Genomic DNA, 444 nt, shown 5'->3' on the forward strand with positions numbered 1-444 from the left:
ACCGGCCGCCGGGCGCTTCGGCGCTATCGCCCTGCACGCCACACGCCTGCTGCTCAATGCCCTGCGCGCCATTCCCGAACTGGTCTGGGCGGCGCTGATGGTGCTGGCTGCTGGCCTGGGCCCCAACGCCGGCACCCTGGCCCTGGCCCTGCACACCGCAGGCGTGCTCGGTCGCCTGTTCGCCGAAGCGCTGGAGAACACGCCACGCGAGCCGGCCGACGCCATCCGCGAAAGCGGCGGCGGACGCATGCTTGCCTTCTGCTACGGCACCCTGCCCGGCGTCTGGCCGCAACTGGTTGCCTACACCCTGTACCGTTGGGAAAACAACATCCGCATGGCCAGCGTGCTCGGCTTCGTCGGCGCCGGCGGCCTCGGGCAGATGCTCTACATGTCGCTCAGCCTGTTCCAGGAAGCCCAGGCCGCCACCGTGATCCTGGCCATGCT

The 444-nt window shown here is 70.0% G+C and carries 1 protein-coding gene; it reads left to right on the plus strand.

Annotated elements, in window-relative coordinates; all coding sequences use genetic code 11:
- Window positions 1–444, plus strand: a 444-nt coding sequence (locus GYB81_RS24280) for a PhnE/PtxC family ABC transporter permease (protein ID WP_161898036.1), incomplete at both ends; no start/stop codon positions are given.

This window comes from Pseudomonas yangonensis, from assembly GCF_009932725.1.
Classification (GTDB): domain Bacteria; phylum Pseudomonadota; class Gammaproteobacteria; order Pseudomonadales; family Pseudomonadaceae; genus Aquipseudomonas; species Aquipseudomonas yangonensis.